We start from the raw sequence: 17,242 nt of genomic DNA on the forward strand, positions 1-17,242 counted from the left end.
TCAAAACTGCCCCAACCTCATTTTTCCATTGCACCAAGACTAAGGAATTTGTACACTCGCCGCGAATTACACTAGCCGGTACCGTCGCTCATGTCTTATCAATGCCCACTTTGTCAAAAAGCCCTCATCCAGCAAACACACAGCTGGCAATGCAGTAACCATCATCAATTTGATATCGCTAAAGAGGGCTATGTTAATCTTCTTCCAGCGCACCATAAAAATTCCAAAAATCCCGGGGACAATAAAGAGATGATGCAGGCGCGGCGACTGTTTTTAGGCAGTGGTCACTACAGCCCATTAAAAGCAGCATTGCTCTCTCAATTGGATAACAAGCTCACGCCAGATGCAACGTCTCTTCTCGATATTGGCTGTGGCGAAGGTTATTACACCACCAGCATGACCGAGTTAGCTAAGCACCGTGATGACTTCGCTGTTTTTGGTCTGGATATATCAAAAGTGGCTGTACGTTATGCTGCTAAGCGCTATCCAGCCTGCTCATTTAGTGTGGCATCAAGTCATCGCTTACCGTTTGCAGATCATACTCTCGATGCCATCATTAAAATATACGCCCCTTGTAAAAGTACTGAGCTGCTGCGTACGCTGAAACAGGATGGCCTGCTGGTTACAGTGACACCAGCAGCACGGCACCTTTATCAACTGAAAGCGCTAATCTACGATGATGTTCTTCTTCACGATCCAGAGGTAGAGCAACTACCCGGCTTTGAATTAATCGATCGTGAAGATATACACTACATGATGTCACTCGAGCCGACGATGGCCACGGCACTCTTGCAAATGACCCCATTCGCATGGCGAGCTAAAAAAAGTACATGGGCGACATTAGAACAATCCACCCATTTTGACTGCGAAGCACATTTTTGTATCCGCTTCTATCGACCAGCACTAACTTAACCTAGCCCCCAGCAACAAGAGAAAGGGCTCAAATAACCACGCGTTATGGCCCATTCTCTTCTATCCTCCCTCTAACCCGCTTACTGACCACACAGCAAGGTGATGACAATTTCGCCAGCAACGGTTCTTTGTATCGACTAAAACACAATTGTGTTAATAATATTTTACACCAGCAAGAACCTTATATTTAGTGTAAGATATTGACAATTACACAAAAATCAAAATCCAGCTTCTAATCTTATTCAATATACAGCTATAATGCCCAAACAAACGCTTACAATTAAATAACATTTATGTACCTATTTAGCGCGTTTTGCGCTAAAAAGGTAAGAATAAGACAACGATCATGCGATATAAATCGCTGAACTCAGTAGAAACATAGGAGTAATCAATGAAAGGAATCAAAGCACTATCAGCACTGATATTAGCGACTTCAACGCTTTTCTCTGCGACCACACTTGCTGACACTGTCAAAGTGGCAGTATCGCAAATTGTTGAACACCCTGCGCTAGACGCCGCGCGTCAGGGGCTACTCGATGGTCTAAATAGTAAAGGGTATGTTGAAGGGGAAAACCTCAAGTTCAGCTATCAAACCGCACAAGGTAACCCTGCGATCGCAGTGCAAATCGCCAAACAGTTTGTTGGCGAACGCCCAGATGTCCTTGTTGGCATTGCAACGCCAACCGCGCAAGCATTAGCAGCATCAACCAAGTCAATTCCCGTTGTTTTTACTGCCGTCACTGATCCCGTTGGCGCAAAATTAGTTAAACAACTGGCACAGCCGGGCGGTAATGTGACTGGCCTATCCGATCTATCTAACGTTGCTCAACATGTTGAACTTATGCAGGAGCTGATACCCGGTCTAAAAGCGATTGGCGTTGTTTATAACCCAGGCGAAGCCAATTCTGTTGCGCTGGTTGAACTATTGCAAGATGCAGCCAAAGCGCGTGGCGTTATCGTGGTTGAAGGTACTGCATTAAAGACGGCTGACGTTCTTTCCGCGGCACAAATTGTTGCTTCTAAGTCAGATGTTATTTATGCCCCCACCGATAACACCATTGCATCTGCGATTGAAGCACTGGTAAAAGCTGGAAATCAAGCTAAAACGCCAATTGTTGGCGCAGAAACCTCTTATGTTCAAAAGGGCGCATTAGCAGCACTAGGGTTCGACTATTATCAAGTTGGAATTCAAACCGCTGACTATGTTGATGCCATTCTTAAAGGTGAAAAGCCCGGTGAATTAGATGTCACCGTCGCAAAAGGATCCGATCTAGCGCTAAATCAAAGTGCAGCGAAGAAGTTAGGCATTACCATTCCTGTCTCAATCGTTGAGCGTGCAACAAGCATTACTGAATAACCTGATATTAGAGAGGCTGGAGAGCCTCTCTCATTAATAGAAGACAAGGAGTTGTTAATGTCTCTGTTCGCGTTTATTGGAACCCTAGAAATAGGATTAATTTATGGTTTAGTCGCGCTTGGCGTCTACCTGACATTTAAAGTCCTCGATTTCCCCGATCTGACCGTCGACGGCAGTTTTCCGATGGGGGCTGCCGTTGCAGCAACCGCTATTGTGGCAGGAGTGAACCCTTGGATCGCGACATTTCTTGCGATAATTGCTGGCGCAACCTGTGGGCTTGTCACCGCTTTTCTTGCTATTCGTTGTGGTATTCTCCATCTGCTCGCCAGTATCTTAACCATGATAGCGGCATTTTCGATCAATATTCGCATCATGGGCCGGCCTAATATGGCGTTACTTGGCGAGGATACCATCTTCACCCCACTACTAAGCCTAGATATAGATCCTAGCTATAGTCAGTTAGCCTTAGTCACCTTTCTAACTCTATTAAGTGCATTTTTTGTAGTTCGCTTATTGAGCAGTGATTTTGGCTTAGCGCTACGTGCCACTGGCGTCAATAGTCGCATGGTATCCGCTCAAGGGGGTAGCACTTCGCTAATGACCTATTTTGGCCTTGCCCTCTCTAACGCCTTTGTTGCCTTTGCTGGTGCTCTGTTTGCGCAAACGAATAGCTTTGCTGATGTCACATCGGGAGTTGGAACCATTGTTGTTGGCCTCGCCGCCGTTATTCTAGGCCAGACACTACTTTCCGGACGACGAATCTGGATGGCGGTAGTTGCGGTTGTGATTGGCTCCCTGCTATATCGTCTTGCCGTCGCCTTTGCTCTTAGTAGCGGTATGTTTGGGCTTCAAGCCTCTGATCTTAATTTGATCACGGCAATTTTAGTGGCCGTTGCACTCATTGCCCCAAAAATGAAATCAGGGATTCAAGCCAAGCGAGCTCAGAAGGTAACATCATGATCGAACTAAACAATGTTCAGGTAACATTTAATGCCGGGACTATTCTTGAAAACAAAGCACTATGCGGTGTGTCATTACAAGTGCCAGAAAAGCAGTTTGTCACTGTAATCGGCTCCAATGGCGCAGGTAAATCAACACTACTTGGTGCTGTCAGTGGTGAAACGCCAATGTCTGGCGGTAGTGTTAAAATCGACAATGTTGATGTTACTCGCTGGCCTGTTCATCAACGCGCACAATATGCAGCGCGGGTATTTCAAGATCCTCTCGCTGGCACTTGTGCATCATTGACCATTGAAGAAAACATGGCCCTTGCCTATCAACGCGGTCAACAGCGTGGTTGGAAGCTAGCGTTATGCGCTAAGCGTCGCAAACTCTTTCAAGAGCGCATTAGCATTCTTGGCCTTGGCCTCGAGGACCGACTTGGCGACAGCATCGGCTTGCTTTCAGGTGGGCAGCGACAAGCCGTAAGCCTGATTATGGCAACACTGTCAGATAGCCGCTTGCTGTTACTTGACGAGCATACTGCGGCATTAGACCCTCGCATGGCCGCGTTTATCATTGATTTAACGAAAAAAGTCGTCAATGAATTTAATTTAACGGTGATGATGGTTACGCACTCAATGAAAGACGCCCTCGCGTGTGGCGATCGCACCATTATGCTCCATCAGGGCGAAATTGTACTCGATGTCGCTGGTAAAGAGCGGGCACAACTTGATGTGCCGCACCTACTAGAGATGTTTAGTAAAGTCCGCGGCGAAGAGCTCGCAGACGATAGTCTATTGCTTGGCTAAAACTCTCTTAATTTTAAAGACCTTATCCTCAGATAGGGTCTTTTTGTTTCCCATTTGCTTGTTCACAGCGTAATCCTGACTTTGCCTCACTAAATAGGCCGAATAATAGCGAACACTGCCTACTGACCATTTACATACATGCGTGAATGTATATAAAATGACGTTCATTTTCCGCTCAAGAGATCTACCATGTTGTTTATTCGTCGTTTTTGGTGGTTGATTATCCCCACCTCACTGATTGCCTTAACGCTATACCGTTTTCATACGCTAGCCGTCGATGCTACCGATGTAACTCGCCCACCCTCTGCACCGACAAAAGTGAACGCCTTACATCTAAGCCCGCAATCGCTGACTACATGGGTCTTTTCCGAAGGAACAGTACAAGCGCAACAAAAAGTCTATCTTGACTTTGAAATGGCTGGGAAAGTTGAAAGCATTGCAACACAAAGCGATGGCACTCAGTTGCGAGAAGGCAGCCGGGTGTTTGGCCCCGCCGATGGCTCTCGCAATGGCCAATTGCTCGCACAAATTGACAACCGCGATAATCTGGCCGTCGTGCAAGGTTTAGAAGCGCGCTTGCAAAGTATGCGGGCACAAAAAGATGAGATGGAAATCCGTCTTCTTCAAGCGGAAAACGAGCGCCAACTCAGCCAGCAAAATTTTGAGCGTATGGCTGAAGTGTATGAGCGGGGTGTTATTTCACAAGATGAGTTTGAGCGAATAAAAACCGCCAATCTGAATGCTAAAGCAACGGTAAAAGCCGCTGAAAGTAACATTGCCTCATTGGCCTCTGAGATAACCAGTTTAATTTCCGAGCTCAATCGTGCCACGTTCAACTTAGAAAAAACCAGCTTATTTGCCCCTTTTGATGGTGTGATTACCGCCATGAACATTTCAGAAAATAATCACTATTACCCACCAATGGGCGGCAACAGCGACCGTGAGCGAGAAGCGACGTCAGCGATTGTGTTAGTGAATGATTCTTTGCTGGAAGTGCAATTAGAGATCAATGTAAACGATGCCAAGTTGCTCAGTGAAGGACAAATCGTTTACTTAGCCAGTGATGACGAACGGCTTTACCACGCTGAGCGTGATAACAAGCTCAATGACAATGTCGCTTACGGCGTTATCTGGTCTGTTAGCCCATCAATCAACCTACAGCGTCGAACCCAAACAGTAAAAGTACGTGTAGAAAAGACCATTAATCAGCTTCAAGAAGGTCAATTTGTTCGAGCGTGGATAGCTGCCAACGAAAAAACAGATGTTATCGCCCTTCCTTTGCATGCCTTGTCATTTAGCGATGGCAAACCCTTTGTTTTTGTTATTGACCCGAAGACAAATAGCGTCGAACGCCGCAATATCACTATCGGGTCTCAAGGTATCGACCGTGTCGAAATATCTTCGGGATTGGCACCACATGAACGCATTGTTGTTCGCGGTCAACACTTGCTTATTGATAACGCCATCGTAGAAGTGATTGGAGAGAACCAATGATTGCGATGAGCCGAAAACTGTTTGTCGATACCCTTTTTGCTCGTCTCATGCTTGGCATGCTGCTTCTTGCTGGCGTGCTGAGCTACAACAATATGGTGCGAGAGAACTACCCAGATCTCGAAATTCCAGCCGCGATTGTGATGACTTATTGGCCTGGTGCTGCACCCGAGCAAATCGAAAAAGAGATCACAAAACATCTCGAAGATGAAATTGTCAGTTTAAAAGGACTCAAGAGCTTTTCCAGCGGCTCATATAACTCCTATTCTATCGTCTCCGTTGAATTTGATGCAGACATGCCTGTCAGTGAGGCAATGCCTTTACTTCGCACCGCAGTGGATAAAGCCGCCGCAAACTTCCCAGCTGGGCAAGGCATCGAAAAATCAGATATCGAAGAGATGTCGGTCTCTAACATGCCTGTTATCAGCTTTGCACTTAGCGGGGATGTGGATGATATGCTGTTATCCGACACCGCAAAACAGCTAGAGTCGGCAATGGAAGGGTTACCACTGGTAAAAAAAGTGACCATCAGTGGATTGCGAGAAAAGAGCCTGCATGTCCGCCTGAACCCGTCCCGATTAAGGAGCCTTGGCCTTTCGCCGATCCTGGTGCGAGAACGCATTCAATCCGCCAATCTTGATATGGCATGGGGTGAATTTGAAGCCGATGAGAATACCTTTAACCTTTACATGGCGGGGCGCTTTGACAACATAACTCAGGTCAAACAACTCCCTGTTCTACGCATTGATGATATGCGCACCATAAGGCTCGGTGAAATTGCCGATGTCGATATGCGTCTCGATCGAGAAAAAAGCCGTACCTTTTTTAGTATCAATGGCAACGAGTTCGAACGTGGTGTCACGCTTGACGTATTAAAACGCCCCGGTGCCGATACCTTTGCGGTGATTGAGCAGACGTTGGCTCTCGCCGAACAATACACACAATCAAACTGGCCTCAAGCTCTGACGCTTACCCACGTCAGTGATGATGGAGAACTGATAGAGCTAGCCTTTAACGATATTTCCAGCTCAATGAAACAAGCCGTAATTATCGTCTTTGTTGTCTTAATGCTGTTATTAAGCTGGCGAGAGGCGATAGTTGCAGGGTGCGCCCTACCTGTCACCATTTTGGGCGTATTGGCGGTCATGGCTGCAATGGGCTACTCCTTTAACTCAATGATCATGATTGGCATGGTATTGGCGTTAGGGCTAATGGTCGATGTCTTCATTCTTGTTATGGAGGGGATGCACGAGAACCTCTACGTTCATAAAATGCCCTTCAGCGACGCAGCATTAACGACAGTTAAACAGTTTATTTTGCCTGCCAGTGCCGGGCAGTTGACCACCATTCTAGCGATGCTGCCGATGATGATGATTGGCGGCATTGATGGTAAATTTATCCGCATTTTGCCTATTACCATCACTGTTACACTGCTGATGAGCCTGCTTGTCGCGTTCCTCATCTGTTTACCCCTTTCCCGTTATATTTTAAATAATGCGCATAAAAATCAACAGCCTCTGCTAATCGATATCCTGTCCACACGGTTCAAATCAAGACTGAGCCTTTGGTTAGAAACCTATGTGGTAAAACGTCGCCGCTATGCGCTGGGTTGGGTATTGGGAGGGTTTGCACTCTTCTTAGCCGCCATCATGCTCTCAGCCATTCTCCCCTCAGAGATGTATCCAGAAGCCGATGACCGTAAAATAGGGATTGCGATTGAACTGGCTCCCGACGCCACCTTAGATCAGTCGCAGCGTGTTGCCGACAAGGCGGGAGAGTTTTTACGTCAGCAGTATTGGGTAGAAAAAATGATTGCATATGTTGGTGCGAAAAGCCCAATGACAACCGCAAATCTTAATGATGCTCTGCTGCCATCAGAGGCATGGAACCAAGTTGGGTTTAGTCTTACTTTGCTACCCAAAGAGCAACGAGAAATGCTCTCATACGATTATCTCCCCTTGATTCGTGAAGGCCTCAACCAGGCTCTTAATGATGAGCCTGGCTTATCGATCAAGTTAGTACACATCGGTGGTAACCCTGATACGTCGGCGCCAATTCAGATTGATTTAACCGGGGATGACTACAATACCCTTATTGACATCGCTGCCGACGTAAAAAGGGAGTTAGCTATGATTGCTGGCAGCAGCGATGTTAGTGATAACCTTGGCCCTGCATTGCACGAAATACGCTTTAGTATCAAACCAGAAATGCTCAGCTTTCACGGGATTAGCGAAGCCGAATTGGCACAACAAATCCGCATTGCGATGGAAGAGGATGAAATCGGTCATTTCAAGGTAAATGGTATTGACGATGATCCGAAGATAAGGTTGAGTGTTGCATGGCCGAGTCGTAACGGCGAACTTGGCGGGCCGCGTCACCTTGCCGAGATGAACCTATTGCAGATCATTAATCAGCGCGGTGATTCCATTCCGCTAACCGAACTCGTTGACTACCAAATTACTGAAGTTCCCCGGGTGTTTGTACACCGAGAAGGACGACGAACCGTGTCTGTTACTGCGCGTAATGAAGGACAGACCGCCAACCAGATCATTACAGCAATGATGCCTAAAATTGAAGCTATGTCGTCACACTGGCCCCAAGACTACTTTTACCAGTTTGGCGGTGATGTCTCCAAGGCCGATGATAGCTATAGTCAAATGGGAACCGCTTTTCTGTTAGCGATGTTCTCAATCTATGTCTTGCTAACCCTAATGTTTGGCTCATTTGTCCAGCCTGCTATCATTATCTTGATTGTACCTTTGGCTTTAATTGGTACATTTTTTGGTTACTTTCTCTCTGGTACTGCGATGTCGTTCTCTGGATTGATAGGTATTGTATCGTTAGCGGGGATTGCGGTTAACAACGGCATTGTATTAGTCGACACCATGAATCAACACCAGCTAGCAGGCGAAAGCGTGTTACAAGCAGCTGCATTGGGGGCGGCAGATCGATTGCGGCCAATATTGAGTACCAGCTTAACCACAGTATTAAGCTTGCTTCCTTTAGCGTTCAGCTCCCCCCAGTGGTATCCACTCTGTATGGCAATCATTTATGGCCTTATCGCCTCCACCGTCATCGCCATAATTATCATTCCGGCGCTTTATGTACTACTAACTAAAGATAGGCACGCTACAAACTAAGGCAACCGCCACCAAAATTGACAACTTTGGTGGCAATTTTGATAGGTAATAAGCGACATGGCTAGAAAAAGTAAAGAAGAGGCTGAAATGACCCGCCTCAAGCTTCTCGATTCGGCGTTAATCGTCATGGCTGAAAAAGGATTAGTCAAAGCCACGCTGGCTCAAATAGCCTCACACGCCGGCGTTACTCGAGGTGCAATTTATTGGCACTTTAAAGACAAGGCTGACCTATTAGATGCTATTTGGCAGCAGATCTTTGCCCCCTTCAGCGGGCTTTTTGAACAAACCCAGACTGCCAATGGTGAAAAGCTACCCGATATGTTGACAGAAATTGCGCGCTTACTGATCCAAGAGCTGTTTAATAACTGCCGTTTGCAATCCTTAGTTAAACTATCACATCAAGCACTGGCTGACAGCGAATACCTGTCCTATACCCAAGCACAGCGCGCGGAAGAGCATAATAACCTTGTCATTGCATTTGGAAAAATGAAGCAACTTGACCGACTGCATGAGCACCTGAATCCTAACGACGCCGCAATCATCTACACCGGCTTTCTTAACGGTATTTTCCAGCAATGGGTGATAAATCCCGATCAACTGCTCAAAGCCAACATCGATACCTTGGTGAAAAGTTTACAGCACTCACTGTTCAAACCCTCAGCGATAAACTAATCGGCTATCCAACCTCAGCGTCCAAAGCGGCAACCTTACAACTAGACAATCACAGAGATCGAAAAAGCCCAATATGGGCTTTTCGTTCGCTCGGTTAAAACCAACGTTGCAACGCACTATTATCTAATTGCTTAAACGCGCGATTCAAGACCTGCGCTAACTCTCTATAACGCGGTTGCGCCTTTATCGGTTGCAGCGCATAACCTTCGCTAACAATTTTTTCATGTAATTCACGATACCACCCCGCTAACCCAGGCGGTAGACGGGTATCGCTACGTTTACCTAACCATAGCAACCCCTGTAACGGCATACTCAGCGCAAACAGTGCAAATACCATCGCTTGTGGCAACGCCCCATAGTTGTTAAATGCCATTTGAGTTAAGACACCAATAACCGCGACCGCAGGCATCACCTTGATCGCAAACTGGGTTGCTTTAATATAGCGATTTTCTGGAAATAGTGGTGCGAGTTCTTTTCTCATTGGCCACACCGCCATGTAATCCTGCCCTTTTCGGAATACTCCAAAGATCGATGACTCACTCATATCCACCACTCTCAACTATTAGTACAACAATTCAAAAAATTTGAGAACAAAGTTGATTCAAATTAAGTTTTATTCAAAATCTTTTGTTATATTACTCAACAATCGCTATCCTTAGCACGCCTATACTCATTGTTGCCTGTAATTCAGATTACCGCAACTTTAGGCAAGACCTCAAGGAAGAGTCGTACATGGGTTCTCCATGTCTAACTCATACGGATAGACCGAATTTTAGACCATAGATGCGACACGTTATCAACTACGTCAACTCTATCGGTATTTTTTTATGTTGAATATCAACTCTCAGAAAGACTTATAGGTAATCTCACATGTCTAAGCTGGTTTTAGTACTTAATTGCGGTAGTTCTTCTTTGAAATTCGCAGTTGTTGACGCTGTATCGGGTGATGAGCATCTAACAGGTCTGGCAGAATGTTTACACCTGCCAGAAGCTCGTATCAAGTGGAAACTAGATGGTAAGCACGAAGCACAACTAGGCGACGGCGCGGCACACGAAGCTGCACTAAAGTTCATTGTGGACACCATTCTAGCATCTAAGCCTGAGCTAGCAGCTGACGTTGCTGCTATCGGTCACCGTGTTGTTCACGGCGGCGAAAAGTTCACTGCTTCAGCATTGATCACTGATGATGTGCTTAAAGGTATCGAAGATTGTGCAACGCTTGCACCTCTTCATAACCCAGCCGCAATCGAAGGCATCAAAGCGGCACAAGCTGCTTTCCCTGCACTGAAAAATGTTGCTGTATTCGATACTGCTTTCCACCAAAGCATGCCTGAAGAGGCTTACCTATACGCTCTACCATACAACTTGTATAAAGAGCACGGTATTCGTCGTTACGGTATGCACGGTACTTCTCACCTATTCATCTCTCGCGCAACAGCAGAAGTTCTAGGTAAAGAAGAGAAAGACCTAAACATCATCAACTGCCACCTAGGTAACGGCGCATCTGTATGTGCTATCAAAGGCGGTAAGTCTGTAGATACCTCTATGGGTCTTACTCCTCTTGAAGGTCTAGTGATGGGTACGCGTTGTGGTGATATCGATCCTGCGATCATCTTCCACCTACACGACGCACTAGGTTACTCTGTTGAAGACATCAACACCATGCTAACCAAAGAGTCTGGTCTTGCTGGTCTAACTGAAGTGACATCAGACTGTCGTTTCGTTGAAGACAACTACGGTGAGAAAGAAGAAGCAACGCGTGCGATGGACGTATTCTGTCACCGCCTAGCGAAATACATCGCTTCTTACACTGCAACACTTGACGGCCGTCTAGACGCTATCGTCTTCACTGGCGGTATCGGTGAGAACTCTGGCCCTATCCGTGAGATGGTTCTAAACCGTCTTGGCGTACTAGGCTTTGAAGTTGATGGTGACGCGAACCTGAAAGCACGTTTCGGCGGCGAAGGCAAGATCACATCTGACAACAGCCGTATCCCAGCATTCGTTATCTCTACTAACGAAGAACTGGTTATCGCAGAAGATACAGCGCGCCTAGCTGACATCTAATCGAAACAATTAAAACGGCTGGCTATTAGCTGGCCGTTTTTTTAACTAATCTTTAGTGATGTCATGTCACTTAATACGGTAGTAAAGAGGAGTCTCCTGTGCCCCGTACTATTATGCTAATTCCAGTTGGTTCTGGCGTTGGTCTTACCAGTGTCAGCCTTGGCGTACTGCGTGCAATGGAACGCAAAGGTGTTCGCGTTTCTTTCTTCAAACCAATCGCTCAACCACGCCACGGTGGTGAAGCGCCTGATTTGACAACAACCATTATCCGTAAGAACAGCGACATGCAAATCGCTGAACCTTTCTCGATGGGAAGCGCAGAAGAGTTGATCCGTAATGATCAGAGCGATGTTCTACTCGAAGATATCGTCGCTCGCTTCAAAGAGTCCACAAGTGACGCTGAAGTAGCGCTCATTGAAGGTTTGGTATCAACCAGCAAGCACCCGTTTGCAAACCAAATCAACTTTGAAATCGCAAAAACTCTGGATGCTGAAATCGTTTTGGTTATGGCGCACGGAACGGACAACTCATCTCAGCTTAAAGAGCGCATTGAGGTGGCATGTTCAAACTTTGGCGGCATTAAGAGCAAGCAAATTGGCGGTGTTATCGTCAATAAGCTAAACGCACCTGTTGATGCAGAAGGCCGTACTCGTCCAGATCTTTCTGAAATGTTCGACGAAGCAAAACAAGCGGTTAAGACCGACGTCGAAGTGATGGAAGTGTATAGCACCAGTCCAATCCGCGTACTTGGCGTTGCGCCATGGACACCTGACTTAATTGCGACCCGCGCTATCGACATGGCTCAGCACTTAAACGCAGAGATCATTAACGAAGGCGAAATTAAAACTCGTCGCATCAAGAGCATTACTTTCTGTGCGCGTTCAATCCCTCATATGGTTGAACACTTCCGTCCAGGTTCACTACTTGTGACGTCTGCTGACCGTCCTGATGTTATCGTTTCAGCTTGTCTTGCTGCAATGAACGGCGTAGAGATTGGCGCACTGCTACTAACTGGCGGTTATGAGATCCCTGAGGGCGTTCAAGAGCTGTGCCAACGCGCTTTTGAAACTGGCCTACCTGTTATGACCGTAAAAGGTAACACTTGGCAGACCTCTTTAAATCTACAAAGCTTCACACTAGAAGTTCCTGCCGATGATAAAGAGCGTGTTGAGTTCGTTAACGAATACATGGCGAGCCATGTTAACGGCGATTGGATCGAGTCACTCACTGAAGGCTCTGCACGTGAGCGTCGTCTAAGCCCACCTGCATTCCGTTACCAACTGACTGAGCTTGCTCGTCGTGCCGCGAAACGTATCGTTCTTCCAGAAGGTGATGAACCTCGTACGGTTAAAGCGGCGGCAATCTGTGCTGAACGCGGTATTGCTGACTGTGTACTTCTTGGTAACCCTGAAGAGATCAAGCGTGTTGCTGAACAGCAAGGTGTTACTCTCGGTGCTGGCGTTACCATCATCAACTCTGAAGAAGTACGTGAAAACTACGTCGCTCGTCTAGTTGAACTACGTGGCGCGAAAGGCATGACCGATGTCGTTGCACGTGAAAAGCTGCAAGATTCTGTTTTCCTAGGCACTATGATGCTTGAAAACAATGAAGTTGACGGCCTTGTTTCTGGTGCCGTTCACACCACCGCGAACACGATTGTTCCTCCGTTCCAGATCATTAAGACAGCACCAGATGCCTCTATCGTATCGTCAGTATTCTTCATGCTACTGCCTGATCAAGTACTGGTTTACGGTGACTGTGCCATCAACCCAGATCCAAATGCTGAACAGCTTGCAGAGATTGCAATCCAATCAGCGGATTCTGCGAAAGCGTTTGGTATCGACCCTCGCGTTGCAATGATCTCATACTCTACCGGTACATCTGGTAAAGGTGCTGATGTTGATAAAGTACGTGAAGCAACCCGTATCGCACAAGAGAAACGTCCTGATCTTATCATTGATGGTCCTCTTCAGTACGATGCGGCGATCATGGAAAACGTTGCTGCTTCTAAAGCGCCTAATTCACCAGTAGCGGGTAAAGCGACTGTCTTCGTATTCCCTGACCTAAACACAGGTAACACGACTTACAAAGCGGTACAACGTTCAGCGGAACTAGTCTCTATTGGTCCTATGCTACAAGGTATGCGTAAGCCAGTTAATGACCTGTCTCGTGGCGCATTGGTAGACGACATTGTTTATACTGTTGCTCTAACAGCTATTCAGGCTAAACAAGCAGAAGAGAACGCGTAAGCGCGGTCTTATCGATAACGAGTATCCTCGACGCTTTGCTTATCGAAACCTTGTGCTAATGAAGAAACAAAAGCCCCATCGCAAACCATACGATGGGGCTTTTTTATGACTTGTATTACCTAAATATTGGCATCCCGTTGAGCCTGCCTCACACAACGAATCGCCTCGCGTCGACAGTGAACATTCATCTTTTTATATAATTTATAGATATGCGTCTTTACAGTACTCTCGGCAACAAATAATTCCTCTGCTATCTCTTGATTCGATTGACCACAAACTAAACGATCGAGAATTTGCTTTTCACGCTTGGTCAAATCGTCTAACACTGGCGTATCCGGCATAACTTGATCGCGGTAATAACAGATCAACTGTGTCATAAAATTTCGGGGTAACCACATATCGCCATCCAAGACACTACGCACACAACGTTCAAGATGTTCAAGCGGCGATGACGTCATCAGAACCCCTTTTAACTGCTTGCAAATAATCAGCTTTTCCAGCACCAAGCTTTCTGGGGTGTTAAATAAAACAAGGTCAAAATCCAATGTTTCAGCATGAAGAACATCAACAACAGACTGTTCTTCCAAACAGGTGTAGTCTGCCAAAACAACAGAATACTCATTTAATCTGGTGGGGTTTTCTATCGCATTTAGCGCCATATGTTGAACATGAGAAATATTGCACTTCTTCAACTCCTGTTGCATTAAACGCGTCTGGATATTCATGTTACCCAAAATCAAAACCGTTCGAGAACCCATTATCATTACATCACCACTTACAAAACAAGGTTTATACAAACCTGATTCATTTCTACCCCTTACATATTTGCCTATAACGCCACATTTGCCACACTGGAAATGTATCTTAAGTGATACTTGATATGATGCTGACAGTATCAATATTTTTTGTCTTTGATAATCAGTTGATTACTAAATGCCTCTCCGGTTACTACGCAGCAAGCCTCTTCAACAAAGGAAAATTCGCTGCTTAGCTTTTCTCAGCTCTCGAATCTCGGTAACTGAACATATCCGCTTTTTTCCAATACGGCGCCCCTCCAATAGCGCTTGTTCGAGTAGTTGACGTGACAACCATAAACGCCCATGCAACACGACCTCTTCTATCGCCCTTAATAGCATCATTGGCGTATCATCATCATAAACAATCCCCATGACATGAGGCCAAGAAAGCAGCTCTTTCGAACTAACCTTTCTATTTACATTGAATAAAATGATTTTTCCCTGCTCTGAAACAGTGATCAATAACTCCCTGATTACTGGAAGTTCTATATCTTCATAATTAACAAGAAGCAAATCGTACTCTTTCAACTTACGTACAATATCAGTTCGATATATGGGAGAGCTCACCACATCGATAAAGTCTAACTTTTGTAACTGCTTCATTATTAATCCATCAATTAGGCAGCTTTCACCTAATACGCAGACAGACCAGTCCATAAGTAGCTCCTACATACAATACTATTTTTCATCGGCTAATAGTCATTAACTTATAATTTGGCTTGCCTCCGATTACAAGGCAATGCCTATAAGCAAGGCACTTATTTAGCACTTACGTAAGCTATTCATACCTTAGTCATCCTTTTTATTTCGAATCTAGGTGTAGTTTTAATTCGTGACCAACATAACGAAGATGTTAACGATGAATGGTGATGAACTAACAAGAGCAATTAAGCAACACTGCAAAACTCTATTTTGTATTGTAAGCCTTTTTGCTATTTCATATGCCCAAGCACAGGCTAATAATTTTGTATCCCTTGACTTGACAGGAAAAATAGAGAGTCATTGCGATATAACTTATCACAAGCAAGAGCTCGGTAACATCTTTGAAAATCAGAATCAAAAAGTTGGCTTTGATGTAAACTGCAACTCACCATTTGAAATATCCATTTATTCTAAGAATGGCGGATTAAAAAGAGGAAGAGAGATAATCACATATGACATCAACGTAAATATAGATAATAAAAAGAAAATATACCCAAGCAAACAGCTCACAAACTCTAAATCGTTAAGCTATGACATAAATAAAAAATTTTTAACGCGTGGCAGCTTGTCATTTGAAACAAACAGCACGCCTATTTTCGCAGGAAAATATTCAGATACATTAATTGTATCTTTTGTTCCTAAATTAACGCTCTAACGAACTTAACCGTATTTTCAGATATTGCTTGTAAGTAAGCAATTCGTCGCACCAAATAGCTTTACAGCTATACTCAAAAGTAAGATGGAGTTTTACCATGAAAAAGTACGTAATGTTATTGGCAATACCTTTTGCAGCTTCGGCTATGGCTGGCGGTTATGGTTACGACCTTCCTGATCCTGAAGCTAAAACGTTCCACCTTTTTGGTTATGTTCCGCCCGTTTGTGAATGTGTTCTTGATGATGATAACTCGTACATCAGCTTAGGTGACCTAACTAGCGATTATCAAAAAGAAATTACAGGCACACTAGTATGTAATGCTGCAGATGGTGTTGATGTCACGATCACCAGTGCTTACAGCGGCCTAATGAACCATTACAACTACTCAGATGTTATTGATTATAAAGCAAGAATGAGTGGACTTGGTGGTGGAGCACTGGTACTAAATACAAATGGGGCAACAACATACGCTGAGAAATTAGATGTTCCTGCTTCTCACGCACTTGCAACCACAGGGAAAGATTGGACGCTAACCATCGATGCGTCAGAAACTGATGCTAAGTACTATGGTTACTACCATGACTACCTAACTGTTGATATCAACCCTGATTGGAATGCATACGACTAAACTAAATCTACACTTATGTTCTAGAGGGGCCTAGCCCCTCTTCGTTAGCGATTTAATAAGATAGGAGGTACGGTTTATGTGGCGATGGATCTTAGCAACTATATTCTTCTCGCAATCGGCTATAGCATTCAATGTTGCCCCAATTATTGCTGAAATATCGCCTGCAGGAGCAGCAGCGCAACAAATATATACGGTTGGAAATACACGCGATAAAGAAATTGATGTCAGTGTCACCCCCTATTATTTCCTTCTTGATAACGGTGAAGGAGAGCCGCGTATTGCAACTGAAGAATTTCTAATTATTCCAGATACACTTACGGTTCAACCAGGGGAAAGCCATGCGGTGCTAGTCAAGTACATTGGTGACCCAACGAAAGCACTGTCCGTCACTTATCGTATCAGTTTCGAAGAGATAAATAACATTGTTGATGAGCAAGATAAAATCATCGGTGACAAGCCAAACAGTAAGGAGGACTCTGAGTTAGATCTGTCGTTCAAGCTACGATATGGTGCGATGCTCAGCGTAATTCCAACAGATGCAAAAGGCAATATTGAAGTAGATAACGTGACCACCAATAAAGATGGAAACTATGTCATTGATATCACTAACAGTGGCACAAGATTTGTTTTACTCAGTCAAACGCGTTGGAGCATTAAAACTGACAACACCCGCAGCACTAAGACATATAATGCTGATAAGCTGGGTGAATTTATTAATATCAACTATTTTCCACCAAAAACATCAAAAAGACTGATCCTAAATAAGAATTTTGACCATAATATAAGCAATATCACTTCAATATCAATTGAATAGGATTGCC

General features: G+C 45.0%; 15 protein-coding genes. 12 read left to right on the forward strand and 3 right to left on the reverse strand.

Annotated elements, in window-relative coordinates; translation table 11 throughout:
• Nucleotides 1-90: 90 nt before the first annotated feature.
• The 7 genes from rlmA to ACKLNH_RS02450 all read left to right on the forward strand — a co-directional run bounded on the left by rlmA (nt 91) and on the right by ACKLNH_RS02450 (nt 9,323).
• Nucleotides 91-912: a 23S rRNA (guanine(745)-N(1))-methyltransferase gene (rlmA, locus tag ACKLNH_RS02420; RefSeq protein ID WP_413110634.1), complete on the forward strand. Its 822-nt coding sequence runs from the start codon at nt 91-93 to the stop codon at nt 910-912.
• Between the two features lie 391 nt (nt 913-1,303).
• Complete coding sequence (locus tag ACKLNH_RS02425; protein WP_413110635.1) at nt 1,304-2,269, forward strand: ABC transporter substrate-binding protein; 966 nt, start codon at nt 1,304-1,306, stop codon at nt 2,267-2,269.
• 57 nt (nt 2,270-2,326) lie between these two features.
• Complete coding sequence (locus tag ACKLNH_RS02430; protein WP_413110636.1) at nt 2,327-3,229, forward strand: ABC transporter permease; 903 nt, start codon at nt 2,327-2,329, stop codon at nt 3,227-3,229.
• Complete coding sequence (locus ACKLNH_RS02435) at nt 3,226-4,020, forward strand: ABC transporter ATP-binding protein (RefSeq protein ID WP_413110637.1); 795 nt, start codon at nt 3,226-3,228, stop codon at nt 4,018-4,020. The genes ACKLNH_RS02430 and ACKLNH_RS02435 overlap by 4 nt, the downstream gene beginning before the upstream one ends.
• Before the next feature lie 189 nt (nt 4,021-4,209).
• Nucleotides 4,210-5,514, forward strand: coding sequence for an efflux RND transporter periplasmic adaptor subunit (locus ACKLNH_RS02440; RefSeq protein WP_413110638.1), 1,305 nt, complete (start codon nt 4,210-4,212; stop codon nt 5,512-5,514).
• Entirely contained in the window at nt 5,511-8,651 is a 3,141-nt protein-coding gene (locus ACKLNH_RS02445; RefSeq protein WP_413110639.1) for an efflux RND transporter permease subunit, read from the forward strand. The genes ACKLNH_RS02440 and ACKLNH_RS02445 overlap by 4 nt, the downstream gene beginning before the upstream one ends.
• A 57-nt stretch (nt 8,652-8,708) precedes the next feature.
• Entirely contained in the window at nt 8,709-9,323 is a 615-nt protein-coding gene (locus tag ACKLNH_RS02450) for a TetR family transcriptional regulator (protein WP_413110640.1), read from the forward strand.
• Nucleotides 9,324-9,417: 94 nt separating this feature from the next.
• Here ACKLNH_RS02450 and yfbV read toward each other — a convergent pair whose 3' ends face one another.
• Entirely contained in the window at nt 9,418-9,867 is a 450-nt protein-coding gene (yfbV, locus tag ACKLNH_RS02455; protein WP_413110641.1) for a terminus macrodomain insulation protein YfbV, read from the reverse strand.
• A gap of 326 nt (nt 9,868-10,193) precedes the next feature.
• Here yfbV and ACKLNH_RS02460 point away from each other — a divergent pair, with 326 nt between their 5' ends.
• Nucleotides 10,194-11,390: an acetate kinase gene (locus ACKLNH_RS02460; RefSeq protein WP_413110642.1), complete on the forward strand. Its 1,197-nt coding sequence runs from the start codon at nt 10,194-10,196 to the stop codon at nt 11,388-11,390.
• A 98-nt stretch (nt 11,391-11,488) separates the two neighbouring features.
• Nucleotides 11,489-13,639 carry a phosphate acetyltransferase gene (gene pta / locus ACKLNH_RS02465; RefSeq protein WP_413110643.1) on the forward strand — a complete coding sequence of 717 codons (2,151 nt, stop codon included), beginning with the start codon at nt 11,489-11,491 and terminating at the stop codon, nt 13,637-13,639.
• Nucleotides 13,640-13,758: 119 nt separating this feature from the next.
• Here pta and ACKLNH_RS02470 read toward each other — a convergent pair whose 3' ends face one another.
• Entirely contained in the window at nt 13,759-14,403 is a 645-nt protein-coding gene (locus ACKLNH_RS02470) for a helix-turn-helix transcriptional regulator (RefSeq protein WP_413110644.1), read from the reverse strand.
• A gap of 201 nt (nt 14,404-14,604) precedes the next feature.
• Entirely contained in the window at nt 14,605-15,093 is a 489-nt protein-coding gene (locus tag ACKLNH_RS02475) for a hypothetical protein (RefSeq protein WP_413110645.1), read from the reverse strand.
• Between the two features lie 202 nt (nt 15,094-15,295).
• Here ACKLNH_RS02475 and ACKLNH_RS02480 point away from each other — a divergent pair, with 202 nt between their 5' ends.
• The 3 genes from ACKLNH_RS02480 to ACKLNH_RS02490 all read left to right on the forward strand — a co-directional run bounded on the left by ACKLNH_RS02480 (nt 15,296) and on the right by ACKLNH_RS02490 (nt 17,235).
• Nucleotides 15,296-15,793, forward strand: a complete 498-nt coding sequence (locus tag ACKLNH_RS02480; protein ID WP_413110646.1) for a hypothetical protein — start codon at nt 15,296-15,298, stop codon at nt 15,791-15,793.
• 97 nt (nt 15,794-15,890) lie between these two features.
• The gene (locus ACKLNH_RS02485; RefSeq protein ID WP_413110647.1) at nt 15,891-16,421 is read left to right on the forward strand and encodes a hypothetical protein; all 531 of its coding nucleotides are present in this window, start codon (nt 15,891-15,893) and stop codon (nt 16,419-16,421) included.
• A 76-nt stretch (nt 16,422-16,497) separates the two neighbouring features.
• Nucleotides 16,498-17,235 (forward strand): hypothetical protein, encoded by a 738-nt coding sequence (locus ACKLNH_RS02490; RefSeq protein ID WP_413110648.1) that lies wholly within the window; start codon nt 16,498-16,500, stop codon nt 17,233-17,235.
• The last annotated feature ends 7 nt before the right edge of the window (nt 17,236-17,242 follow it).

The organism is Thaumasiovibrio clandestinus, from assembly GCF_047250365.1.
In the GTDB taxonomy this organism is placed as follows: domain Bacteria; phylum Pseudomonadota; class Gammaproteobacteria; order Enterobacterales; family Vibrionaceae; genus Thaumasiovibrio.